Here is a 21,336-nt window from a genome sequence, read left to right as displayed (position 1 = left end):
TCAAAAATCAGTACGGCGCATCGCCTTCGATAGTCGTGCGATACAACCTACGACGCTGGTTTGGAGGACACCCCGTCGCCAGATGCATCAGCGAGCGGTTGTCCCAGAACACCAGGTCGTGCGGCTGCCAGCGGTGCACATATAAATGCTCGGGGCGCACGCTGTGCACGAACAATTCGTCGAGCAGGGCGCGGCTTTCGTCCTCGGGCAAGCCGACGATGCGCGTGGTGAAATGTTCGCTGACGAACAGGGCACGCCGTCCCGTTTCCGGATGCACGCGCACGACGGGGTGCGTCACGGGTTTGACTTCATCGATCTGCGCCTGCGTCAGCGCGGGGCGCCATGGGTTGCGGCGGCGCAACTCCTCATACTGGCTCAGATAGCTGTGCTCGGCGCGGGCGCTGCGCACGGCGTGGCGCAGCGCGGCCGGCAAGCTTTCCCAGGCCAGGTGCATGTTGGCAAACACGGTATCGCCGCCCTCGTCCGGCAACTCCTGCGCGTGCAGCATGGAGCCGAGGCTGGGCACTTCCTTGTACGACAGGTCGGAATGCCAGAAATGACCCGCATCGCCCAGGCCGATGGGCTGGCCATCCTCGACGATGTTCGAGATGATCAGCACTTCCGGCTGCGTAGGCAGCTGGAACTGGCGCAGCACGTGGATTTGCAGGGGGCCGAAGCGGCGGCTGAAATCGACTTGCTGCTGCGGCGTGATGCGCTGGTCGCGGAACACCAGCACATGATGGTCGAGGTGGGCGTGGTGCAGGCGCTGGAAGTCGCCCAGCGACAGCGGCTGCGACAGGTCCAGCCCCAGCACTTGCGCGCCGAGCGGCGCGTCGAACGTTTCGATGCGGAACTGGCTGGAAGAAAACGCGGATTTCAGGACGGCCGACATGGGAACTCGACTAGAGTCTGGGGAAGTCCACTGTATGCCTGCGCATCGATCCTGCAAACGAAGCATTTCTGCTATGGATATGCGCGGCGCGTTGCGCCATGCAGCAACAGGCGCTGTCACGCAATGGCACAGCGGCACCGGCTTTGCCCGGAAAGGGAGCTAGCACGCAACTTGCTTGTCTGCCAATCTTCAACCATCGCCCAGGAAAACCATGCGCACCTACGCCCTGATGCTCGCCGTTCTGTTCGCTGTTCCCGTCCACGCCCAGGACAGCCAGGATGAAAGTGATCTCAGCTACAAAGCCTATGTGCACAGCGACAAGCGCATCAAGTGTTTATACGGCTATGCGGCCGACAAGACGGGCGACCATGCGGCGGCCGTCGCCATCTTTGAAGACTGCATCCGGCGCTGGAACGATGTGTATTCGATGATTTGGCTGGCCCAGCTGTATGAAACGGGCATCGGCGTGCCCAGGGACCTGGCGCAGGCGACGGCGCTGATGCGGCGCGGCGCCCATACCAACGATGACGCCGCCTATGCGCGGCTGGCGCGCTATCACTATGGCGTGGCGCTGGCCGAAGGCCGGGGCACGCCGCAGGACCTTCCCCAGGCCAGAACCTGGCTGCGCCAGGCGGCGCAGGAGGGCGTGCGGGAGGCGGCCGATTACCTGGGCCGCCTGGAAGGCGCCGCGCCATAGACGCGGCGCCAGCGCCGCTTACGCGATTGCTTCGTAGCGGGCCAGGCGGGTCGCCATACGCGGCGCCAGCTCGTGGCCGGCCGTGACCGTCACTTCGAGGTCGTTCAGCAAGCCATCCTTCAAGCCGTAGACCCAGCCATGGACGCTGAGTTCCTGGCCCCGTTCCCACGCATCTTGCACGACGGTGGTCTGGCACACGTTCAAGACTTGCTCGACCACGTTCAGTTCGCACAGGCGGTCGCCGCGCTGGCGGCTCGTCAGCACGTCGCCCAGGTAGCGCTCGTGCTTCTGGCCCACGTCCTGCACGTGGCGCAGCCAGTTGTCGACCAGGCCGATGCGCGTGCCCGTCATGGCCGCATGCACGCCCTTGCAGCCGTAATGGCCGACGATGATGATATGTTTGACTTTCAGCACGTCCACGGCAAATTGCAGGACGGACAGGCAATTGAGGTCGGAATGCACGACCACATTGGCGATATTACGGTGTACAAACACGTCGCCAGGCGCCATGCCCAGCAGTTCGTTGGCGGGAACGCGGCTGTCGGAACAGCCGATCCACAGGTATTCGGGCGACGTCTGCGCTTCCAGGTTCTTGAAGAAGTTTGGGTCCTTCGCCACCATCGAGTCGGCCCAGCGGCGGTTACGCTGCAGCAGTTCCGCCAGGGCCGGGCCATTTTTCTGTTCGGTCATATCGCTCCCATTGTGTGCGTACGACTGAATTGGCCGCAGATCGCGCCCATAGGCCGGCGATGCGCGCACATTTCTCAGTCGTGATGAAAAAAACGCCGGGATGTTTCAGCATCCCGGCGCATGGTATTACGTGTGCTTACTCAAAAAAATCCTTGACCTTGTCCTTCCAGGTCTTGCTTTGCGGACTGTGCTTGGCACCGCCCTCGGTCGTCGACTTTTCAAAGTCGCGCAGCAGGTCTTTCTGTTTTTCCGTCAGTTTCACGGGTGTTTCGATGGCCACGTGGCAGAACAGGTCGCCCGCGTAACCGGAACGCACGCCCTTGATGCCCTTGCCTTTCAGGCGGAAGGTCTTGCCCGACTGGGTGCCTTCCGGGATCGTGAACGACACCTTGCCGTTCAGGGTAGGCACTTCGATTTCGCCGCCCAAAGCTGCCTTGGTGAACGAGATCGGCATTTCGCAATGCAGGTCGTCGCCTTCGCGCTGGAACACGGCGTGCGGCTTGATGTGGATTTCCACATACAGGTCGCCCGACGGGCCGCCATTCGTGCCCGGTTCGCCGTTGCCGGACGAACGGATACGCATGCCGTTGTCGATACCGACTGGAATTTTGACTTCCAGCGTCTTGTTGCGCTTGATGCGACCGGCGCCGCCGCATGGCGTGCAGGGGTCGGTGATGACCTTGCCGCTGCCATGGCATTTCGGGCAGGTTTGCTGGATGCTGAAGAAGCCTTGCTGCATGCGCACCTGGCCGTGGCCACCGCAAGTACCGCAGGTGGTCGGCGAGGTGCCCGGCTTGGCGCCGCTGCCATGACAAGTGTCGCACTTGTCCCAGCTCGGCACGCGAATGGTCGTGTCGAAGCCGTGCGCAGCTTGCTCCAGCGTAATTTCCAGGTTGTAGCGCAAGTCGGCGCCACGGTACACCTGTGGTCCCGCATTGCGGCTGCGTCCACCGCCACCGCCAAAGATGTCGCCGAAGATATCGCCGAAGCTGTCGGCAAAGCCGCCAGCACCGCCGCCGAAGCCGCCACCGCCGCCCATGTTCGGATCCACGCCGGCGTGACCATAACGGTCATACGCATCGCGCTTTTCCGGATTGGTCAGCATCTCATAGGCTTCTTTGACTTCCTTAAACTTTTCTTCCGATTCTTTGCTATCCGGATTGCGGTCCGGATGGTATTTCATCGCCAGTTTACGGTAAGACTTTTTGATCTCTTCTTCCGAAGCATTTTTTGCGACACCGAGTGTCTCGTAAAAATCACGCTTTGCCATGTTGTCGGCACCTTGCAGTCTATCTACTGATGTAAAAATTACACGAAAAAGCCGAGTCGAGTGCTGCACTGGGCAGCGACTCGGCTCGGCCGGTCTTCGCGGCTAATCCCGCGATGTAGCGTTCAGCCCGGCTGCCCCCGGTTCATGGGAGCGCAAGACAATTACTTGCTGTCTTTGACTTCCTTGAAGTCAGCGTCGACAACGTCGTCCTGCTTGGCGCCTGCATCCGATGCGCCAGCAGCTTGCTGTGCACCTTCCGCGCCGCCGGCAGCTTGCTGCGCTTGCATGTCGGCATACATTTTTTCGCCCAGTTTCTGCGATGCGCTCGACAGTGCTTCCACCTTGGCGTCGATCTCAGCCTTGTCGCCGGCCTTGATGCTTGCTTCCAGGTCGGTGATCGCCGCTTCGATCTTCTCTTTCTCGCCCGCGTCCAGCTTGTCGCCGTATTCGGTCAAGGATTTCCGGGTCGAGTGTACCAGAGCATCGGCCTGGTTGCGCGACTCGGCCAATTCTTTGACCTTCTTGTCTTCTTCCGCGTTCAGCTCGGCGTCTTTCACCATCTTCTGGATTTCAGCCTCGGTCAAGCCGGAATTGGCCTTGATCGTGATCTTGTTTTCCTTGCCGGTGGCCTTGTCTTTCGCGCCGACATGCAAGATGCCGTTGGCGTCGATGTCGAAGGTCACTTCGATCTGTGGCGTGCCGCGCGATGCTGGCGGGATGCCTTCCAGATTGAATTCGCCCAGACCCTTGTTGCCGGCAGCGATTTCGCGCTCACCCTGGAAGACCTTGATGGTCACCGCAGGCTGGTTGTCGTCGGCCGTCGAGAACACTTGGCTGAACTTGGTCGGAATCGTCGTGTTTTTGTGGATCATCTTGGTCATCACGCCGCCCAGGGTTTCGATACCCAGGGACAGAGGAGTGACGTCCAGCAACAGCAAGTCCTTGCGTTCGCCCGACAGGACCGAACCTTGAATCGCTGCGCCCACGGCAACGGCTTCGTCCGGGTTCACGTCCTTGCGTGGATCCTTGCCGAAGAATTCCTTCACTTTTTCCTGCACCTTCGGCATACGGGTCATACCGCCGACCAGGATGATGTCATCGATGTCCGACACTTTCACGCCTGCATCTTTGATAGCGGTGCGGCATGGTTCCATCGTGGCCGTGATCAGCTCTTCCACCAGCGATTCCAGCTTGGCGCGGGTCATCTTCAGGTTCAAGTGGACCGGCGCGCCGTTCGCCATGGCGATGTACGGCTCGTTGATCTCGGTTTGCTGCGACGACGACAATTCGATCTTCGCGCGCTCGGCCGAAGCCTTGATGCGCTGCAGGGCGATCGGATCTTTTTTCAGGTCGATGCCGTTGATCTTCTTGAACTCGTCGATGATGTAATCGATGACGCGCTGGTCGAAGTCTTCGCCGCCCAGGAAGGTGTCGCCGTTGGTCGACAGCACTTCAAATTGTTTCTCGCCATCAACATCTGCGATTTCGATGATCGACACGTCGAACGTACCGCCGCCCAGGTCATACACGGCGATTTTACGGTCGCCTTTTTCGGTCTTGTCCAGGCCGAATGCCAGCGCTGCCGCGGTTGGCTCGTTGATGATGCGCTTGACGTCCAGGCCAGCGATACGGCCGGCATCCTTGGTGGCTTGACGCTGCGAGTCGTTGAAGTACGCAGGCACGGTGATGACGGCTTCGGTGACTTCTTCACCGAGGTAGTCTTCTGCCGTTTTCTTCATCTTGCGCAGGACTTCAGCCGAAATTTGCGGCGGCGCCAGTTTTTTGTCGCGTACGCCGATCCATGCATCGCCGTTGTCGGCTTTCATGATTTGATACGGCATCAGCGCGATGTCTTTTTGCACTTCTTTTTCGTCGAACTTGCGACCGATCAGACGCTTGACTGCGTACAGCGTGTTTTTCGGATTGGTCACGGCCTGGCGTTTCGCTGGCGCGCCGACGAGAATTTCGCCATCTTCTTGATAAGCAATAATCGACGGCGTCGTGCGTGCGCCTTCAGCGTTTTCGATTACCTTTGGTTGACCGTTTTCCATGATGGAAACGCAGGAATTCGTGGTTCCCAGATCGATACCGATAATTCTACCCATGATTTTTTTCCTTTTATTTGCTAGATTTCAGATGGTTCTTATATGTGGCAAAGCGGCATGGTTTCAAGGCTTGCTTGATGCCGCACTCTGATTATTTTGCTTGCGCGGTCGTGACAATGGCTGGACGCAGCAGGCGGTCCGCAATCATATAGCCCTTTTGCAAGACTGACACGATGGTATTGGCTTCCTGCTCCGCTGGCACCACGGCAACGGCCTGGTGTTTCATCGGATCGAGCTTTTCGCCCTGCACTGGCAAGACTTCCACCAGGCGGTTACGCTCGAACGCGGCGTTCAGTTGCTTCAGGGTCATCTCGACGCCTTCTTTCAGCGATTCGATGGTCGGTGCTTCCACCGTCAGCGCCGTTTCCAGGCTGTCTTTCACCGGCACCATGGCTTCGGCAAAGCTTTCCACTGCGAATTTATGCGCTTTAGCAACATCTTCCTGCGCACGGCGGCGAATATTTTCGCCATCGGCCTTGGCGCGCATGAAGGCATCGTGCATCTCTGCAAGACGCGCTTCGGTACTCGCCAGCTGCTCTTCCAAAGTAGGCTCTGCGGGAGTCGATGGGGCAGTCGCCGCGGCGTCCGCTTGCGGATTAGGTACAGCTTGGTTTTCCTGATCTTGCATCTAGAAAGCTCCTACAATCAATGACTTAAATGAGTTAGTCTAACTATCTTTACAACACTAACGGGCAGATGGGGCTATATCCTATTGTTTCAAGGGGTATACACGGCAAAACCAGAATTACAGCGATTCATGTTACAGCTTATTACAAAAGGCGACCCATTTCGGCCAGTGAGCCGTGCGCGCCCCCTTGATTTTCCAGGCTTCCCCGGGCAAAGCGGGCATTCTACCAGCCCCGCCACGGCCATCGCCACTGGCGGCGTTGCTATCTGGATAGTACTTTTGTCGCGCCACACATGACAAAGCCGCGCAAGCGCGGCTTTTGATTGTGAAAAAATTAATTATCTTTAATTCGCCGCGCCCAGTGCCAGCGCCGCCGCGCGCGCCTGCTCGCCCGCCTTCTTGTCCGCGTCGCGCTGCGGCGCCGTCTTCATCGTCGGCCAGCCGATCATATGCTGCTCCGCAATTTCCGCCATGCCCGCGATCCAGGCCGGCGTTTCGTTCAGGCAGGCGATGTAATGGAAGTGCTGGCCGCCGGCCGTCTCGAAATCATGCTTGGCTTCCATGGCGATCTCTTCCAGCGTCTCCAGGCAATCGCTGGTAAAGCCAGGACACAGCAGATCGACGCGCTTGACGCCCTGCTGCGCCAGCGCCACCAGGGTGGGCGCCGTGTACGGCTGCAGCCATTCGGCCTTGCCGAAGCGCGACTGGAAGGTCACCACGTATTGCTCTTTAGTTAATTTCAGTTTTTCTGCCAGCAATCGCGCCGTTTTCAGGCATTGGCAGTGGTAGGGGTCGCCCAGCAGCAAGGTGCGCTTGGGCACGCCATGAAAGCTCATCACCAGTTTTTCCGGACGGCCATGCGCTTCCCAGTGGTTCAGCACGGAATCGCGCAAGACGTCGATATACGTGTCGTGCTCGTGATATTGCTTGATGAAACGCAATTCCGGCACATTGCGCACGGTAGCGTAATGGGCGAATACGGCGTCGTAGATGGAACCCGTCGTCGTGCCCGAATATTGCGGATAGGCCGGCAGGATGGCGATCCGCTCGCAGCCTTCGCTTTTCAGCTGGGCCAGCACCTCGGGCAAGGAAGGCGAACCGTAGCGCATGGCCATGGCCACGGTCACACCATCGTGGCCACGTTCGGCCAGGGCGCCGGCCAGCAGTTTCGCCTGCTTTTGCGTGTGCACTTTCAGGGGCGAGCCCTCGCGCGTCCAGATCGATGCGTATTTCTTGGCCGACTGGCCCGAGCGGAATGGCAAAATAATCAGGTTCAGGATGAACCACCAGACGAGGCGGGGTATCTCCACCACGCGCGGGTCCGACAAAAATTGCTTCAGGTAGCGCCGCACGGCCGACGAGGTCGGCGCATCGGGCGTGCCCAGGTTGACCAGCACCACGGCGCTGCGGTCGATGCTGCCATGCGTGTACGGCGGTTCTGTTTGAAATGACATGAAGGCTCTTCGAAGGCGTTGGATGGATTAGACAGTTATTATAGTTGCATTGGTGCAGGGGGGAATATGCCCCAGTGGGGCGTATTCCGGTCCCGCAGGGACAGACCCGCCAATTTACGATTACGCCGCTAACGTCAAGCTCAGCGCGAACGCATCCGGGGGGCATCCGTCGCGGGAACGATGGCTGTTGGCACGATTTACCCCACAAGCAAAGGCTGGGGTCAGACCCTCAATGCCGCTAACGCCAAGCTCAGCGCCAACACATCCGGGGGTCTGACCCCGGGGTGCAAGACTGCGTTCAAATCGCGAGCAGTTCACGGGCATGCTTGCGCGTGGTGGCCGTAATTTCCAGGCCGCCCAGCATGCGCGCCACTTCTTCCACCCTGGCCTTGGCGTCGAGCATGTCGATGCGCGACGCCGTCTTGCCGTTGTCCAGGGTACTTTTTGCCACTTGGAAATGCTGATTCGCCTGGCTCGCCACTTGCGGCAAGTGGGTCACGCACAGCACTTGCCGTCCCTGCCCCAGGCGTTTTAATAAACGCCCCACCACTTCGGCGACGGCGCCGCCGATGCCGCTGTCGACCTCGTCGAAGATCAGGGTCGGCGTGGTGGTGGCGTGCGAAGTGATGACGGAAATGGCCAGCGCGATACGCGCCAGTTCGCCGCCGGACGCCACCTTGGCCAGCGAACGGGGCGCCGTGCCCGCGTGGCCGGCGACGAGGAATTCCACTTGCTCGAGGCCATGCGCGGCCGGTTCGCACGGGTGCAGGGCGATTTCAAAGCTGCCGCCCGTCATGCTCAGTTCCTGCATGGCGCGCGTGACGGCTTGCCCCAGTTCCAGGGCGGCGGCGCGGCGCGTGGCGGACAATCGCTCGGCCACGGCGCGGTACTCGGCCTCGATCTTCGCTTCCTGGCGCAGCAAGCCCTCGATATCGGAAGCGTCGGCAAGGTGCTGCAGCTTTTCCGACAGCTTGGCGTGTTCCTCCGGCAATTCTTCTGGCGTGACGCGAAATTTGCGGGCCGTGCTGTGCATGGCTTCCATGCGCGCGTCGAGCTGGTGCAGACGCTCCGGATCCAGTTCCACACGGTCCAGGTAATTGTTCAGCGCATAAACGGATTCCTGCAGCTGGATGCGCGACGATTCGATCAGGTCGACGATCGGCTGCAATTCCGCATCGACGGACACGAGCTTGCCCAGCTTCTGGTTCAGGGCCGACAGTTGCGACACGATCGGATGATCTTCCTGTTCCGAAATGATCGCCAGGGCTTCCTGCGCCCCTTCCAGCAGGCTGGCCGCGTGCGACAGGCGGCTGTGCTCGTTCGTGATCTCCGTCCATTCGCCGGGCTTGGCGGCCAGCTTTTCCAGTTCGCCCACTTGCCATTCCAGGCGTTCGCGCTCGTACAGCACGTTGGCGGCATTCGTTTCGAATTCCTCGCGCTGGCGCACGAGGGCGCGCCAGCGCTTGTGCAGGGCCGCCACTTGCCGCGCATCCTGCTCCGCGCCCGCTTCGCGCGCCGTCGCCTGGCCGTCGAGCAAGGCACGCTGCGCTTCGCTTTTCAGCAAGGACTGGTGCGCGTGCTGGCCGTGGATATCGACCAGCATGTCGCCCAGTTCGCGCAGCTGGGCGGCCGTGGCGGGAATGCCGTTGATATACGCCTTCGAGCGGCCCGCATTGTCGATCACGCGGCGCAGCAGGGCGCCGCCATCGTCGTTGGCGAATTCATGCGCCACCAGCCAGGCCTGCGCCACTTCGCTGACGGAAAAATCGGCCGTGATGTCGGCCTTGGCCGCGCCTTCGCGCACCACGCTGGCGTCGCCGCGCCCGCCCAGCGCCAAAGTCAGCGCATCGATGAGGATGGACTTGCCGGCGCCCGTCTCGCCCGTCAGCACGCTGAAGCCGGCGGAAAATTCCAGTTCAATGGTATCGACAATGACAAAATCGCGAATGGACAGTGTATGGAGCATGGCTTCTGTGGTTAGGCGGCGCACCGCGGGTTGAGGTGGAGAAACTATTAGCTGAGCTTGCCCTCGCCCGACGGGTACTCGTTCCAGTGCAGTTTTTCACGCAGGGTGTTGTAGTAGCTCCACCCTTCCGGATGCAGGAAGGTAATCGTATGCGGCGAACGGCGGATCAGGATGCGGTCTTGCTGCACCAGGCTGGCAAAGGTCTGCATGTCGAAATTGACGCTGATATCGCGCCCGCGCACGATTTCCACCACGATCTGGCTGGAATCGGGCAGGACGATGGGGCGGTTCGACAACGCATGCGGGGCGATCGGCACGAGCACGATGCCGCCCAGGGTCGGATGCAGCAGCGGACCGCCGGCCGACAGCGAATACGCGGTCGAGCCCGTGGGCGTGGAAATGATCAAGCCATCCGAACGCTGGTTGTACATGAAGTGACCGTCGACCTCGACGCGCAATTCGGCCATGCCGGCGCCGCCGCCGCGCGAGACGACGACATCGTTGACGGCCATGCCCACGTGAATCGACTCGCCGTCGCGCAGCACGCTGCCTTCGAGCAAAGTGCGGCGCTCGGCCTTGAAGCGGCCGCCGAGAATTTGCGCCAGCACGGGCAGCATGCGCTCAAGCGGAATATCGGTCATGAAACCCAGGCGCCCCTGATTGATACCGATCAAGGGGACGTCGAATGGCGCCAGCTGGCGCGCAATGCCGAGCATGGTGCCATCGCCGCCCATGACGATGGCGCAATCGGCGGCGGCGCCGATCTCGGCCGGCGACATGGCGCGCACGCCGGGAAACGCCAGGTTCAGGTGCGCGGCCGTCTCCGCCTCGAAGACCACCGTGTGGCCCAGTACTTGCAGGAAATCGACGATGCTTTTCACGGGTTCGGCAATACCATCCGTATTCTGGCGCACGACCAGGGCAATGGTCTTGGCGCCCAGGTTGAAGCGCTCGCCCGGGGCTGGCAAGGTCGCGGCTGGCTGTTCGGCTCGCTGGTCGGCGTAGTTATCGACGGGCATAAAAATCTCGGTAGTGAATTCGGTGGCAAACCGCCCCTGGCTGTCGCGTCGCACGCCGGCATCGCATGATACTGTATATATCCACAGTATAGTGCGGCTGCCGTGTGCCCGCAAGGGGCGTTCTTGGTGTTGCACGCAGTGTAGCGCAGAAAAAGAATCATCCATGCGTGCGCCAGCGCTCCCTGCATGGACAAATCCGCTTGCAGGCAGCCTGGCGCGGCAGGACACTGATCCCACGTCAATTCTTCTGTCAGGAGGCCATATGGTTACCCAGCATAGCGAACGCAAGATCAATACCGATGAAAAGGTCAAGAATGACGGCATCGACCGTCTGCCGCACGAGCGCGACGAATCGCCCGATGCGCAGAACGTGCGCCCACACAAGATCATGCAGCAAGCGGCCAGCGACCTGGAGCAAGGACTGGTCGATACGGACCTGCACGCCCAACCGGGCGTGGAAAAGGTCAAGCCCGCCGCGCCGCAGCAAGCCCGTCCCGACGCGCACCTGGAACCAAAGAAGGCGCGCTGACTCCAACGGTCACGCGCTGCTGCTCGCACTGTTCATGCTCCGGAGTAAGTCATGCACCGTTACGCCCGTTCCTTCCTGATGGCTGCGGCCTGCGGCGCCAATCTCGCCCATGCCCAGGCGCCCGCCATGCCCGTGGGCTTCGGCCCGCAGCCCGTGCTGCCTGCGCCGGACAAGCAGCTGATTCCCACCGTCAACGTCGCCCCCGTGCAGCGCTGGACGGCCGGGCAGCGCCCCGCTGTCGCGGCGGGCCTGGCCATCCATGCGTATGCGCGCGACCTCGACCATCCGCGCTGGCTGTACGTCTTGCCGAACGGCGACGTGCTCGTGGCGGAAACGAACGCCCCGCCGAAACCGGACGACGGCAAGGGCATCAAGGGCGCCATCATGCAGATGCAAATGAAAAAGGCGGGCGCGGCTACGCCCAGCGCCAACCGCATCACCCTGCTGCGCGGCATGGATAGCAACGGCGCGGCCCGGACGCGCAGCGTGTTCCTGCAGGGACTGAACTCGCCATTCGGCATGGCCCTGGTGGGTAACGAGCTGTACATCGCCAATGCCGACGCCTTGATGCGTTTTCCTTACAAGGAAGGCCAGACAGCCATCACGGCGCCCGGCGTCAAGGTGATGGATTTACCGGGCGGCCCCATCAATCACCACTGGACCAAGAACGTCGTCGCCAGCCCCGACGGCAAATTTCTCTATGTTGCCGTCGGTTCGAACAGCAACGTGGGCGAAAACGGCATGGCGGCCGAAGATGGCCGCGCCGCCATCTGGCAATTCACGCGGGCGACGGGCAAGGCTCGCGTGTATGCGACAGGCTTGCGCAATCCCGTGGGACTGGCCTGGCAGCCCAGGACGGGCGCCCTCTGGACGGCCGTCAATGAGCGCGACGAGCTGGGCAACGACCTGGTGCCCGACTACATGACGTCCGTCAAGGAAGGGGTCTTCTATGGCTGGCCCTACAGTTATTTCGGCCAGCACGTCGATGCGCGGGTCAAGCCGCCCCGTCCCGAACTGGTGGCCACGGCTGTTGCACCCGACTACGCGCTGGGCGCGCATACGGCTTCGCTGGGACTGGCGTTTTATGATGGCGCCTTGCTGCCGGAACGCTACCGGGGCGGCGCCTTCATCGGCCAGCACGGCTCGTGGAACCGCAAGCCCTTCAGCGGCTATAAAGTCATTTATGTACCCTTCTCCGATGGCGTACCCAGCGGGCCGCCGCAGGACGTCGTCAACGGCTTCCTCGACGGCAATGGCAAGGCGCAGGGACGCCCCGTCGGCGTGGCCGTCGACAAGGCGGGCGCTCTGCTGGTGGCGGACGACGTGGGCAACGTCATCTGGCGCGTGACGCCGGCGCCGTGACACATTGGCGCCGCGCATGCGCCCCCTGTGTGGCGCAACGAACGGAAGGGCAAAGGTGGGGCGCGCATGATGGACCTTCGAACCACGCAAGGAGTACATCATGAAAAAAACAGGATCAGCCGTCTGGAGCGGCGGCCTTAAAGACGGCAAAGGTTTTATTTCCACCCAAAGCGGCGCGCTCGACAATGTGGCCTATGGTTTCAACACGCGCTTCGAAGACGGTCCCGGCAGCAATCCGGAAGAACTGATCGGCGCTGCCCACGCGGCCTGCTTTACCATGGCCCTGTCCGGCCAACTGGGCGAGGCGGGCTTGCGCGCCACGGCCCTGAAAACCACGGCCGACGTCAGCCTGGAAAAAATCGATGGCAGCTATGCCATCACGGCCGTGCACCTGACCCTGGTGGCCACCATTCCCGGCGCCACTGACGAAGCGTTCCAGGACGCGGCCCTGCGCGCCAAGCTCGGCTGCCCCGTATCGAAGTTGCTGGCCACAGAAATCACGCTGGACGCCCGCCTGGAGTAATTCCAGAGGCACTAACGTCACCGTCCGCGGCTGTCCTGCCACCAGGGCAGCCGGGGCGGTCTCGGCAAGAAAGCCGTAAAACGCATAAAATCCTGCCATTCCCCTATTCATATCAAGGATTTACGATGCGTATTTTGCACACCATGTTACGGGTCGGCGACCTGCAGCGCTCCATCGATTTTTACACGAACGTCCTGGGCATGAAGCTGCTGCGCACCAGCGACAATCCGGAATACCAGTACACGCTGGCTTTCGTCGGCTATGGCGCGAACCCCGACCACGCGGAACTGGAACTGACGTATAACTATGGCACCACCAGCTACGAGCTGGGCACGGCATACGGCCACATCGCCATCTCGGCCGACGATATCGTCGCCGCTTGCGACGCGGCACGCGCGAACGGCGGCAACGTCACGCGCGAACCGGGTCCCGTCAAGGGCGGCAACACGGTCATCGCCTTCATCACCGACCCGGATGGCTACAAGATCGAATTGATCGAACGCAAGTTCGACGGCCAGGGCGCCGGCCTGTAAGACGTCAGCCTGGCTCGGCGGCCGACGCAATGGCCGCACGCAGCCAGGCGATCCCCGCATCGCCGTCCGTGCGGCGGTGCCGTATCGCTTCAAACGCAAACGGTGCGATGGCAAACGGCGCGGAGCACAGCGCCAGCCCCTGCGCCTCAATGCCCTGCAAGGCACGCCGCGCCACCGTCAATATCAAATCTGTCCCCATCACGACATCCGGTGCGACCGTCCAGTACGGCACGCGCACGGCGATGCGGCGCGCCTGGCCCAGCTGCGCCAGCGCCGCGTCGACTTCGGCCGCCATGCCGCCTTCGCCGGACGCCACCAGCACATGGGGGCGCGCCAGATAGGTCTGCAAGCTCAAGGATTCGCCCGGCGCCAGGCTGGCCGGATCGAGCGCGCACATGAACGTTTCCTCGAATAAGGTTTCCCTGTGCAACTGTTCGGGCAGTTGCGGGAACACGCCCAGCGCCAGGTCGATCTCGCCATCTTGCACGCCGGCCACCACGGCAGAACGGCTGGCATAGCTGACGGCCACGTCGATGCCGGGCGCTTCCACGCGCAAACGCCGCAGCAAAGCGGGCAAGATCAACGCTGCGCCGTAATCCGACATGGCCAGGCGAAACACGCGCTGCGCCGTGGCCGCCTCGAAGACGGCGCCGCCGAGCACGGAGCGCACGCTTTGCAGGGCTTCGGCCAGCGGCCGCGCCAGCGCCAGTGCGCGCGCCGTCGGCTGGAAACCGCCCTTGCCGCGCAGTAGCAGCGGATCGTCGAGCAAGTGGCGCAAGCGTGCCAGCGCATGGCTGACGGCTGGCTGGCTCATGTGCAAGCGCTCGGCCGCGCGCGACAGATGGCGCTCGCTCAGCAGCGCGTCCAAGATTACCAGCAAGTTCAAGTCAACGGCGCGCAGATTATTCGTTTGGTGCATAGTTGGATGACAAACTACGAATTGGATTTAATCATGACAGCATAATACGATGACGCCATCAACTCAACACGCAGGGAGTCGCACATGCACGGATGGATCACCTTGTTTGCCCCGCTGGCCATGCTGGCCGGCGCCGTCGTCCCTTTCCAGGCGGGCGCGAATGCCGCGCTGGGCCGCAACCTGGGCCACCCGCTGTGGGCTACGCTCGCCTCGCTGGCCGTCAGCGCCGTGCTCGCGTCGCTCGTGATGCTGGTCTGGCGGGTGCCGGCGCCCGATCTCCACCTCGCCGTGCGCGGACCGGGCTGGTCCTGGCTCGGTGGCGCGGCCGGCGTGTTTTATATTACGGCCGCGCTGATGCTGGCGCCGCGCATGGGTTCCGGCCCCTTCATGGCAGCCGTCATCGGCGGGCAGATGCTGGCAGCGCTGGCCATCGACCGCTACGGCTTGCTGGGTTTTGCCGTCAAGCATATTTCTCCGCTGCACTGGGCCGGCGCGGGCCTGGTGGTGGCCGGTGTCGTGCTGACCCAGTTCGCCAACAGCCGCGCCGTGTGACCACAACGCCAGGCGAAAAAAAACCAGCGCCGTTGCCGGGGCTGGTTTTCATTCAAAGCACGAACGCGCTTACTTGACGAGCAAGGCGTTGACGGGCATCAAATCCGTTTCCTTCAGGGTGCCGGCGGCAGCCTTCAGGCGCAAGCCGTTCATGATGGTGTCGTAGCGGGCTTTCGACAGGTCTTTTTGCGTCGAGAACAATTGTTTCTGCGCATTCAAGACGTCGATATTGATACGCACGCCCACTTGATAGCCGAGCTGGTTCGACTCCAGCGCCGATTTGCTCGACACTTCCGCCGCTTCCAGCGCCTTGACTTGCGCCAGGCCGCTGTTGACGCCCAGGAACGCTTGGCGCGCGCCTTGCGATGCCGTGCGGCGTGCCGTTTCCAGGTCGTTGCGGGCCTTGTTTTCCAGCGCGATCGATTCGCGCACCTTGCTCGTCACGGCAAAGCCGCTGAAGATGGGGATGCTCCACTGCACGCCGATGGCGTTATTGTTATTGCCGCTGCCGGTCCCGCCACCCGAAGTGTAGGTATGGCCCGTGTTGGCGATCAGATCCAGGGTCGGATAGTGGCCGGCGCGGTTGCGGCCGATGTCACGCTTGGCCGATTCCACGTTGAACTGGGCCGTGACGACGCTGTAGTTCTGTTCTTCCGCCGAGCTCACCCACGGCTCGATGGCGGCCGGTTCCGGCGCGCTGATGACCACGCCCGCGCGCATCGGCGCCAGGCTCGTCGGCGCTTCGCCGATGATGGTTTGCAGGGCGCTGCGCTTGTTGGCCAGGTCATTGATGGCGGCAAATTCCTGCGCCACCACCAGGTCGTAGGCCGCTTGCGCTTCGTGCGTGTCGGTAATCGTTTGCGTGCCGACTTCGAAGTTGCGCTTGGCCGATGCCAGCTGTTCCGTCGTAGCGACTTTTTGCGCCTGCGTGGCACCGAGGTTGTCCTGCGCGCTGAGCACGTCGAAATACGCTTGCGCCACGCGCGTGATCAAGTCTTGCTGGACTTGCGCAAATTGCGCTTCGGCAATCGCCTGCGCCAGCTTGCTTTGCTGGTAGGTTTCCCAACGGTCCCAGCGGAACAGCGGCTGCGCCAGGGTCAGGTTGTAGCTGTTCGCGCGGACGTTGACGGACGGCGAAGTGATCTTGTTGCCGCCATTGTTCTGAATGATCTGTTCCTGATTGCCACGCGTATTGCTGCCCGAGGCGGAGATTTGCGGCAGCAAGCCTGCCAGCCCCTGCGGAACCCGCTCCATCCCGGCAGACAGGGCCGCGCGCGCACTGGCGTACTGCGCGTCATTGGCCAGCGCCTGCTGGTACACCTGGATGAGATCGGCCGCCTGCGCTTGCAGCGAGCATGTCATCGAGACAAAGGCGCTGGTCATCAGCACGGCGATAAGGGGTTTCCGCATTGCATTTCTCCGTTGGAGTCGTCAAAAGTTGATGGAATCAAAAATCGGTTACAGCCTGCCTGGCGGCCGCGCCGGCAGGAGCGGGGTACAGGCCTCCGCAGGCATGCAGGAAAACATGCCTGGAAGTGCATCTACTGCGAATTCACTTAGTATTTCGGCATGGCGCTGTCGACTTGCAGCGCCCAGGCATGCACGCCGCCCGTCAAATTACTGATCTTGCCAAAACCATTGCGCTCCAGGAAGGCCGCCACTTGCATGCTGCGCATGCCGTGATGGCAAATGCAGACGATTTCGGCGTCTTCATCGAGGTCATCGATGCGCGCGGGAATCGAGTTCATCTGCATCAAGGTGGCACCGTCGAGGTGGCACAGGTCGAACTCCCATTTTTCCCGCACGTCCAGCAAGAACGGACGCGGGCGGGAAGGGTCAGCCAGCCAGGCGGCCAGCTGCGGTGCACTCAAATGCTCCATCGAATCGGTCGCCTCAGAACTGGAAATGCGACGGTGCCACAGCTTGCAGCGGCGTGACATTGGTTTCAAACAGCTTGCGCGTGTCATAGGCTTTGTCCGAGCTGCGCGTGATCAGGTGCGCCGACATGATCGGCGCTTCGCCGATGATCGCCAGGATGCGGCCGCCGACTTTAACTTGTTGCAACAGCGCTTCCGGCAGCACGGCCAGGGCGCCGGACACGACGATCACGTCGTAGGGTGCACCCTTGCTCCAGCCCTGGGCGCCGTCGCCCAGTTCCACGGTCACGTTGGTCACGCCGTTGGCGGCCAGGTTCTGCTCGGCCAAGGTTTTCAATTGGGGAACGATTTCCACGCTCGTCACATGACGCGCCTTGTGCGCCAGCAACGCGGCCATGTAACCGCTACCGGTGCCGATTTCCAGCACATTTTCATGCTTCTTGACGGCTACGTCTTGCAAAATACGCGCTTCCAGCTTTGGCGTGAACATGCATTCGCCGCCGCCCAGTGGAATTTCCGTATCGACGAAGGCCAGGTTTCTATAGGCGGCCGGCACGAAATTTTCACGCTTGACCACGTTCAACAGCTCCAGCACGTCGATATCCAGTACGTCCCATGGACGGATCTGCTGTTCGATCATATTGAAGCGGGCTTGTTCGATATTCATCTTTGGACTCGGTAAGTGAAGTAATAATCCGCCATTTTATCGTTGAACTGGCTGAAAGCACATGTTAACCATAAAGGCGGGGAATGGAGGAAATTTGCGACGATCTGCAGATTTGGGGGGGCGAACCTTGGAAAAGGGGTAACTGAACGGTAGTAGCCAGCTGCGGTGCATCAGCTTTTCCCGGGCGCCTCCGCCTGCAGGCTGCGCAAGCTCATGTCGATAAACGCATCCATGTAGGCGAGCGGATCGATATCCTTGACCTCGCATGGCAGGAAGGAGTGCGTCCACATCATCAGCATGGTGACGGGCGCGCTGAGGATGGTGCTGACCAGCACGGGATCGACCTGGCGGAATTCACCGCGCTGCATGCCCCGTTCCAGCAGGGAAACGACCAGCGCATTGCCGCGCGCGACGACTTCTTCGTTGTAAAACTGCGCCAATTCCGGGAAGTTGTTCGATTCGGCCAGCATCAGCTTGGTCAAGCCGGCCAGTTTGGTGGCGCCGAATTCCTGCCACCACTGCATCATTACCTTGCGCAGCAGCTCGGCGCTGCTGCTGTCCGAAGCGGCCATGCTGTCTTCCGCTTCGCCGATCGACTGCACGATATTGTCGCGCACGACGGCTTTGAACAGCTCTTGTTTATTCTCAAAGTACAGGTACAGGGTGCCTTTCGACACGCCAGCCCGCTTGGCCACATCTTCCAGGCGCGTCGATGCAAAGCCCCGTTCGACAAACAGGTCGAGGGCGGCGGCGAGCAATTCCTGCGGGCGGGCATCCTTGCGCCGCTCCCAGCGGGGCTTGGTATCAATCGGGGCTTGCATGTATCTTTCCAAGTAACTTACTTTTGAGTCATTAATAGTAGCCCTGTCTACGGGCAAGGTCAAGCACGGGCGAGGCGGGGCACCGCCCAGCATGCCGAACACGGGTATTGTACGCTCCGTACCGGCGTTGGCGACACCTCCTCTGGCGCCTGACCTGTGGCGCTGGGTGAACCAGAATGCGTTTCAGCCCCCGTTTTGCGCAGTTCATCGCATTGGCGTTCAGCAAAGACAGACGCTTTGCTATCTTGACATCGACAGCACGGCAGCCGCGGCGCGGCAGCCGGCTTACTTCTTGTCCTGAACTAAAACAATCATAAAGGAAACACCATGCGTACCTTGCTGGCCCTGTGCTGTGCCGTTGCCCTCGGCGGTTGCGCCATCGTCATCAACCCCAACGATGGCGAAGTGCGCCATGCGGACTCGGGCGGCAATGCCATCCAGGGCAATGAACAAGTGAGCCGCGACGTGCGCCAGGTCAGCAATATCAACACGCTCGACATCGACAACATGAAGCGCATCGATATCAAGATCGACGTGCGCGTGGGGCCGGCAACATCGCTGGTGATCGAAGCGGACAGCAACCTGCAGCCGCGCATCCACAGCGAAGTGAGCGGCAATACCCTGCGCATCTGGAGCGATACGAACATTCGCAGCAGCAATGGCATCCACGTCATCTACACGACGCCGCAATTGAGGAAGATCAGCATTTCCGGCTCGGGCCGCCTGGTGGCCAGCGGTTTCAATGGCGACGATTTCAGCCTGGAGCAGCGCGGTTCGATGAAGAGCGAATTGTCGGGCACGGTGGGACGCTTCGACGTAGCCAACAATGGCTCGGGCAGCGTCAATGCGGCGGCCCTCGCCAGCGGCAACACGGATGCGGTGCAAAACGGCTCGGGCAACATCCAGCTGGGCAGCGTGCGCGGCGAACGCATCAACGTGGCCGTCAACGGCTCGGGCAGCATCAGCGCCAGCGGCGCCGTGCAGCGCCTCGACGCCAACGTCAACGGCTCGGGCGACGTCAACCTGGCTGCCCTGCGCAGCGACGTCGCCTATCTGGCGAGCAACGGTTCCGGCGACATCGACGTCAGCGTCCAGAATGAAGTCAACGCCCGCGCCAGCGGCTCCGGCCGCATCACCGTGCATGGCGATCCGGCCCGCCGCACTTTGTCGGGCAAGCGCGTCAGCATCGTGCGCTAAGTAATCCTCGGGAAATTAGTGTGAATTTATGACGAACAGAACCGGATGCTATGCAAGGCGCTCGCTGCGACGCAGTGCGGGCACTGCTAGCAGTGAGCAACGCCACAGAGCGCCGGTTATGGCAGTCAGAAATCACAATAATTTTGGGGGGTTACTTAGACGCGCCCCTGGCAACGCACGGGAGCCGACTTGCTATACTGTCGGCTCCTCACCCGCCCGTCTGAAATCCCATGTCACCATCTGCCACCCTGGCATGCCGTCCATCGTGCGGCGCCTGCTGCACCGCACCGTCCATCACCAGCCCGATTCCTGGCATGCCGGACGGAAAGCCTGCGGGTATACGCTGCGTGCAGCTGGCCGACGACAACCGCTGCAAGATCTTTGGCCAGCCTGAGCGCCCCGCGTTTTGCGGCGGCTTGCAGCCTTCCGAGGAGATGTGCGGCAGCAGCCGCGAACATGCTGTCCAGTGGCTAGCCGAGCTGGAACGGGCAACGGCACCGCACAACTGATGCTCGCGCAGCCACCCTCGGCTAGGGTTTCACGCCAGGCTGACCTGCATACGCGGCAAAAATGAATGGCTTTGCCGCATCCAATTCCGCGATCGTGCCGATGCTGATCTCCAGGTGACCCGTGCCCCAATGCCCGATGGCGGTCACGTCGCGCGCATTTGGCAGGACGTGCAATACGGGAGCTGGGTCGATGTGCAAGTACAGCGCGAGACAGTTCTTCTTGTGTATCACCACCGTCGCGAAGTTCTTAAGCCGTTTGAACGCCAGGTACAAGCGCAGCTCTTTACGCTCAACATCATCGCCCAGCGACATCGTGTAATCCTCGAGCGAGGCCAACAACTGACGCATGGGTTCCGACAGGCCTGACAGCACGTCGACAAATGCTCTGTCTGGTCCCGTCGGCTTGTTCGTGCCCATGCCGACGGCTCCGGCAGCCATTGTTTCCTGCCTCGTGGGCGCCGATGTCTGCCGCCTGGCGAACCCTTTCTTGCTTGCTTGATCCATGCCGGCGCTTGCGGATTCAAGGAGCAGCAGATCCTCTGCAAATCGGCGATAGCGGATCAGTTCGATCGTCCGGCCTATTTGCTGGACGGCATGGCTATCGAACTTGGTAAAGTCAGCCGCAATGCAAATTACCCGCGGCGCGCTCCAATCGATGGCCTCCGATGCCAACTTGCCTAGCTTAGCGAGGACCAGTAATTGAAAGTCGGCCTGATGGTCCATCAACCAGTCCAGATAGTACAAGCCTTGATTGATGACATTTTCACCAACCGACCGTTTGTACTCCAGGATGACCGGGCAATTGTTCTCATCCAATCCAAGCGAATCGATACGGCCAGCATGCGTTTTTCCAGTCGAATACTCGCTCGCCAGAAAACGAATACTCAGCAAAGTATCGAGGTTTGCCTCAATCAAGGTCTGCAATGGTTTTTCCATGTCCGATGCACTGCCTTGCAGTTCCTGGGCCTGGCCATGGGCCAACTTGAAAAGTTTAATGTCACTCATCCGTCTGTTTTCCTTATTCCTCGGCAAGCAAATACCAAGGTGCATCAAGCTATCGGCGATGAGCATAAACGTAAATTTATCTTTTTTGCAAATTCATTTACAACAGGGATACTGTTGGCAA

22 protein-coding genes are annotated in these 21,336 nt (G+C 61.1%); 8 read left to right on the top strand and 14 right to left on the bottom strand.

Annotated elements, in window-relative coordinates:
• Nucleotides 1-7: 7 nt before the first annotated feature.
• Complete coding sequence (locus tag CSQ95_RS07615) at nt 8-892, bottom strand: TauD/TfdA family dioxygenase (protein ID WP_099409053.1); 885 nt, start codon at nt 890-892, stop codon at nt 8-10.
• A 211-nt stretch (nt 893-1,103) separates the two neighbouring features.
• Between CSQ95_RS07615 and CSQ95_RS07610 the strand changes: the two genes are divergently transcribed.
• Nucleotides 1,104-1,589, top strand: a complete 486-nt coding sequence (locus CSQ95_RS07610; RefSeq protein WP_099409052.1) for a tetratricopeptide repeat protein — start codon at nt 1,104-1,106, stop codon at nt 1,587-1,589.
• Between the two features lie 18 nt (nt 1,590-1,607).
• Here the strand turns inward: CSQ95_RS07610 and can are convergent, their stop codons facing one another.
• From can to CSQ95_RS07575, 7 genes are all read right to left on the bottom strand, one after another.
• Nucleotides 1,608-2,279 (bottom strand): carbonate dehydratase, encoded by a 672-nt coding sequence (gene can, locus CSQ95_RS07605; RefSeq protein WP_034788731.1) that lies wholly within the window; start codon nt 2,277-2,279, stop codon nt 1,608-1,610.
• A gap of 136 nt (nt 2,280-2,415) precedes the next feature.
• Nucleotides 2,416-3,549, bottom strand: a complete 1,134-nt coding sequence (gene dnaJ, locus CSQ95_RS07600; protein ID WP_034745985.1) for a molecular chaperone DnaJ — start codon at nt 3,547-3,549, stop codon at nt 2,416-2,418.
• A gap of 161 nt (nt 3,550-3,710) precedes the next feature.
• On the bottom strand, nt 3,711-5,654 hold the full coding sequence (gene dnaK, locus CSQ95_RS07595; RefSeq protein WP_070290878.1) for a molecular chaperone DnaK: 1,944 nt from the start codon (nt 5,652-5,654) through the stop codon (nt 3,711-3,713).
• 91 nt (nt 5,655-5,745) lie between these two features.
• Nucleotides 5,746-6,282, bottom strand: a complete 537-nt coding sequence (grpE, locus tag CSQ95_RS07590; RefSeq protein ID WP_034788734.1) for a nucleotide exchange factor GrpE — start codon at nt 6,280-6,282, stop codon at nt 5,746-5,748.
• Nucleotides 6,283-6,626: 344 nt separating this feature from the next.
• Nucleotides 6,627-7,736, bottom strand: coding sequence for a ferrochelatase (hemH, locus tag CSQ95_RS07585; protein ID WP_099409051.1), 1,110 nt, complete (start codon nt 7,734-7,736; stop codon nt 6,627-6,629).
• Between the two features lie 298 nt (nt 7,737-8,034).
• Nucleotides 8,035-9,702, bottom strand: a complete 1,668-nt coding sequence (recN, locus tag CSQ95_RS07580; protein WP_099409050.1) for a DNA repair protein RecN — start codon at nt 9,700-9,702, stop codon at nt 8,035-8,037.
• A 47-nt stretch (nt 9,703-9,749) separates the two neighbouring features.
• Nucleotides 9,750-10,721, bottom strand: coding sequence for an NAD kinase (locus CSQ95_RS07575; protein ID WP_227742053.1), 972 nt, complete (start codon nt 10,719-10,721; stop codon nt 9,750-9,752).
• Nucleotides 10,722-10,983: 262 nt separating this feature from the next.
• On the opposite strand from CSQ95_RS07575, the gene CSQ95_RS07570 reads away from it, so the two are divergent.
• The 4 genes from CSQ95_RS07570 (at nt 10,984) to gloA (ending at nt 13,668) form a co-directional block, all read left to right on the top strand.
• Complete coding sequence (locus tag CSQ95_RS07570) at nt 10,984-11,250, top strand: hypothetical protein (protein WP_099409049.1); 267 nt, start codon at nt 10,984-10,986, stop codon at nt 11,248-11,250.
• A gap of 51 nt (nt 11,251-11,301) precedes the next feature.
• Nucleotides 11,302-12,612: a sorbosone dehydrogenase family protein gene (locus CSQ95_RS07565; RefSeq protein ID WP_099409048.1), complete on the top strand. Its 1,311-nt coding sequence runs from the start codon at nt 11,302-11,304 to the stop codon at nt 12,610-12,612.
• A 100-nt stretch (nt 12,613-12,712) separates the two neighbouring features.
• Nucleotides 12,713-13,135, top strand: coding sequence for an OsmC family protein (locus tag CSQ95_RS07560; RefSeq protein ID WP_070220462.1), 423 nt, complete (start codon nt 12,713-12,715; stop codon nt 13,133-13,135).
• Between the two features lie 125 nt (nt 13,136-13,260).
• Entirely contained in the window at nt 13,261-13,668 is a 408-nt protein-coding gene (gloA, locus tag CSQ95_RS07555; protein WP_099409047.1) for a lactoylglutathione lyase, read from the top strand.
• Nucleotides 13,669-13,672: 4 nt separating this feature from the next.
• Here gloA and CSQ95_RS07550 read toward each other — a convergent pair whose 3' ends face one another.
• Entirely contained in the window at nt 13,673-14,587 is a 915-nt protein-coding gene (locus tag CSQ95_RS07550; RefSeq protein WP_099409046.1) for a LysR substrate-binding domain-containing protein, read from the bottom strand.
• An 84-nt stretch (nt 14,588-14,671) separates the two neighbouring features.
• Between CSQ95_RS07550 and CSQ95_RS07545 the strand changes: the two genes are divergently transcribed.
• Entirely contained in the window at nt 14,672-15,139 is a 468-nt protein-coding gene (locus tag CSQ95_RS07545) for a DMT family transporter (RefSeq protein WP_099409045.1), read from the top strand.
• A gap of 69 nt (nt 15,140-15,208) precedes the next feature.
• On the opposite strand, the gene CSQ95_RS07540 is transcribed toward CSQ95_RS07545, so the two are convergent.
• From CSQ95_RS07540 to CSQ95_RS07525, 4 genes are all read right to left on the bottom strand, one after another.
• Nucleotides 15,209-16,549 (bottom strand): TolC family outer membrane protein, encoded by a 1,341-nt coding sequence (locus tag CSQ95_RS07540; protein ID WP_070220470.1) that lies wholly within the window; start codon nt 16,547-16,549, stop codon nt 15,209-15,211.
• Between the two features lie 146 nt (nt 16,550-16,695).
• Nucleotides 16,696-17,019 (bottom strand): rhodanese-like domain-containing protein, encoded by a 324-nt coding sequence (locus tag CSQ95_RS07535; protein ID WP_099409044.1) that lies wholly within the window; start codon nt 17,017-17,019, stop codon nt 16,696-16,698.
• A 13-nt stretch (nt 17,020-17,032) separates the two neighbouring features.
• On the bottom strand, nt 17,033-17,683 hold the full coding sequence (locus tag CSQ95_RS07530) for a protein-L-isoaspartate O-methyltransferase (protein WP_099409043.1): 651 nt from the start codon (nt 17,681-17,683) through the stop codon (nt 17,033-17,035).
• 170 nt (nt 17,684-17,853) lie between these two features.
• Nucleotides 17,854-18,504 carry a TetR/AcrR family transcriptional regulator gene (locus tag CSQ95_RS07525; protein ID WP_099409042.1) on the bottom strand — a complete coding sequence of 217 codons (651 nt, stop codon included), beginning with the start codon at nt 18,502-18,504 and terminating at the stop codon, nt 17,854-17,856.
• A 327-nt stretch (nt 18,505-18,831) separates the two neighbouring features.
• Here CSQ95_RS07525 and CSQ95_RS07520 point away from each other — a divergent pair, with 327 nt between their 5' ends.
• Entirely contained in the window at nt 18,832-19,701 is an 870-nt protein-coding gene (locus CSQ95_RS07520; RefSeq protein ID WP_099409041.1) for a head GIN domain-containing protein, read from the top strand.
• 230 nt (nt 19,702-19,931) lie between these two features.
• On the top strand, nt 19,932-20,210 hold the full coding sequence (locus tag CSQ95_RS07515) for a YkgJ family cysteine cluster protein (protein WP_099409040.1): 279 nt from the start codon (nt 19,932-19,934) through the stop codon (nt 20,208-20,210).
• 21 nt (nt 20,211-20,231) lie between these two features.
• Here CSQ95_RS07515 and CSQ95_RS07510 read toward each other — a convergent pair whose 3' ends face one another.
• Nucleotides 20,232-21,215: a DUF5655 domain-containing protein gene (locus CSQ95_RS07510; protein ID WP_099409181.1), complete on the bottom strand. Its 984-nt coding sequence runs from the start codon at nt 21,213-21,215 to the stop codon at nt 20,232-20,234.
• Nucleotides 21,216-21,336 lie beyond the last annotated feature (121 nt).

The organism is Janthinobacterium sp. BJB304, assembly GCF_002735765.1.
GTDB lineage: Bacteria > Pseudomonadota > Gammaproteobacteria > Burkholderiales > Burkholderiaceae_D > Janthinobacterium.
Note: the sequence above shows the minus strand (reverse complement) of the source record. Positions and strands in the feature narration are given on the sequence as shown.

Excerpts from the sequence above, each read along its gene's own strand:
- CSQ95_RS07615 (WP_099409053.1), bottom strand. The coding sequence starts at position 892 with ATGTCGGCCGTCCTGAAATCCGCGTTTTCTTCCAGCCAGTTCCGCATC.
- CSQ95_RS07610 (WP_099409052.1), top strand. The coding sequence starts at position 1,104 with ATGCGCACCTACGCCCTGATGCTCGCCGTTCTGTTCGCTGTTCCCGTC.
- can (WP_034788731.1), bottom strand. The coding sequence starts at position 2,279 with ATGACCGAACAGAAAAATGGCCCGGCCCTGGCGGAACTGCTGCAGCGT.
- dnaJ (WP_034745985.1), bottom strand. The coding sequence starts at position 3,549 with ATGGCAAAGCGTGATTTTTACGAGACACTCGGTGTCGCAAAAAATGCT.
- dnaK (WP_070290878.1), bottom strand. The coding sequence starts at position 5,654 with ATGGGTAGAATTATCGGTATCGATCTGGGAACCACGAATTCCTGCGTT.
- grpE (WP_034788734.1), bottom strand. The coding sequence starts at position 6,282 with ATGCAAGATCAGGAAAACCAAGCTGTACCTAATCCGCAAGCGGACGCC.
- hemH (WP_099409051.1), bottom strand. The coding sequence starts at position 7,736 with ATGTCATTTCAAACAGAACCGCCGTACACGCATGGCAGCATCGACCGC.
- recN (WP_099409050.1), bottom strand. The coding sequence starts at position 9,702 with ATGCTCCATACACTGTCCATTCGCGATTTTGTCATTGTCGATACCATT.
- CSQ95_RS07575 (WP_227742053.1), bottom strand. The coding sequence starts at position 10,721 with ATGCCCGTCGATAACTACGCCGACCAGCGAGCCGAACAGCCAGCCGCG.
- CSQ95_RS07570 (WP_099409049.1), top strand. The coding sequence starts at position 10,984 with ATGGTTACCCAGCATAGCGAACGCAAGATCAATACCGATGAAAAGGTC.
- CSQ95_RS07565 (WP_099409048.1), top strand. The coding sequence starts at position 11,302 with ATGCACCGTTACGCCCGTTCCTTCCTGATGGCTGCGGCCTGCGGCGCC.
- CSQ95_RS07560 (WP_070220462.1), top strand. The coding sequence starts at position 12,713 with ATGAAAAAAACAGGATCAGCCGTCTGGAGCGGCGGCCTTAAAGACGGC.
- gloA (WP_099409047.1), top strand. The coding sequence starts at position 13,261 with ATGCGTATTTTGCACACCATGTTACGGGTCGGCGACCTGCAGCGCTCC.
- CSQ95_RS07550 (WP_099409046.1), bottom strand. The coding sequence starts at position 14,587 with ATGCACCAAACGAATAATCTGCGCGCCGTTGACTTGAACTTGCTGGTA.
- CSQ95_RS07545 (WP_099409045.1), top strand. The coding sequence starts at position 14,672 with ATGCACGGATGGATCACCTTGTTTGCCCCGCTGGCCATGCTGGCCGGC.
- CSQ95_RS07540 (WP_070220470.1), bottom strand. The coding sequence starts at position 16,549 with ATGCGGAAACCCCTTATCGCCGTGCTGATGACCAGCGCCTTTGTCTCG.
- CSQ95_RS07535 (WP_099409044.1), bottom strand. The coding sequence starts at position 17,019 with ATGGAGCATTTGAGTGCACCGCAGCTGGCCGCCTGGCTGGCTGACCCT.
- CSQ95_RS07530 (WP_099409043.1), bottom strand. The coding sequence starts at position 17,683 with ATGAATATCGAACAAGCCCGCTTCAATATGATCGAACAGCAGATCCGT.
- CSQ95_RS07525 (WP_099409042.1), bottom strand. The coding sequence starts at position 18,504 with ATGCAAGCCCCGATTGATACCAAGCCCCGCTGGGAGCGGCGCAAGGAT.
- CSQ95_RS07520 (WP_099409041.1), top strand. The coding sequence starts at position 18,832 with ATGCGTACCTTGCTGGCCCTGTGCTGTGCCGTTGCCCTCGGCGGTTGC.
- CSQ95_RS07515 (WP_099409040.1), top strand. The coding sequence starts at position 19,932 with ATGTCACCATCTGCCACCCTGGCATGCCGTCCATCGTGCGGCGCCTGC.
- CSQ95_RS07510 (WP_099409181.1), bottom strand. The coding sequence starts at position 21,215 with ATGAGTGACATTAAACTTTTCAAGTTGGCCCATGGCCAGGCCCAGGAA.